General features: G+C 56.2%; 1 tRNA gene and 1 pseudogene. One reads left to right on the plus strand and one right to left on the minus strand.

Annotation, left to right across the window (positions count from 1 at the left end):
• Positions 1–105 precede the first annotated feature (105 nt).
• Positions 106–182, plus strand: a tRNA-Met gene (locus CR254_RS17815).
• 305 nt (positions 183–487) lie between these two features.
• Here the strand turns inward: CR254_RS17815 and CR254_RS17820 are convergent.
• Positions 488–1,058 (minus strand): annotated as a pseudogene (locus tag CR254_RS17820) (integrase core domain-containing protein); the annotation flags it as partial.

A 1,058-nucleotide genomic window follows, 5' to 3' on the forward strand; every position in this document is an offset into this window, starting at 1 on the left:
GCGCCGCCGCGCCGATGGTACTGCGACTTAAGTCGTGGGAGAGTAGGTCACCGCCAAACCTGTCAATATCTCAATTCTCTCTAAACAATGATGATACACCTTTGACGCGGGGTGGAGCAGCCCGGTAGCTCGTCAGGCTCATAACCTGAAGGTCACAGGTTCAAATCCTGTCCCCGCAACCAAAAATATATCAGACATTACAATACTTTAGCAGCCACCTCAGGGTGGCTTTCTGCGTTGGGATTCCACCCGTGGAAGCACTTTGGAAGCAGCTGAGTCCAGACATTCGCTGTGGCGGATAGGCCGCACGCAAATAAAATCGCGTGATGTATAAGTGAGCTACAAAAGGCGCGTTAGCTGATCCGCCTGTGCAAGCTGCGCCAAACCTGCTCGCTTAGGGCCGTTCTGGACAAAGTTGCCATTTAGTTCAAGGATGCGATGCGCTTTGACCACGCTGACCGTGACCTGCCCCCCGAGGCTCCGTCATTTATAATGAGAGTTTGCGGGTGTGATTTTCATATTGTTCGTCGTCGGTTTGGGCAAGCGCGTCGTGCGCGGAGGCCTCAAATTGCTGAAGCGCCCGACGCGCTTCAGCGGGTGTTTGGTTCTCCAGTGATGAGTGCGGTCTGACGTTGTTGTAATCGTATCGCCAGAGCGCCAGCTTACGGCGGGCGTCGTCCAGGCTGTCGAACCATTCTTCGTTCAGCAGTTCATCTCGCAGGCTCCCGTTGAAGGACTCGATGAAGCCGTTCTGTTGCGGCTTTCCAGGATCGATGTAGTGCCACTCGACATCGTTCTCGTTCGCCCATTTCAGGATCGCACGACTGGTGAACTCGGTCCCATTATCGCTGACAATGCAGGCGGGCTTGCCATATATCCGCACAAGCGCGTCCAACTCACGTGCCACCCGCGCGCCAGAGATGCTGGGGTTGGCGTGTCCATCGACGCACGGGGCAACCGCGCCTCACGTGCCACCCGCGCGCCAGAGATGCTGGTGTCCGCCATGAGGCACAGATTCTCGCGGCAGCAATCATCATTCACTGCCAAGATGCGGAACT

Source organism: Pontivivens marinum, from assembly GCF_900231835.1.
Lineage (GTDB): Bacteria > Pseudomonadota > Alphaproteobacteria > Rhodobacterales > Rhodobacteraceae > Pontivivens > Pontivivens marinum.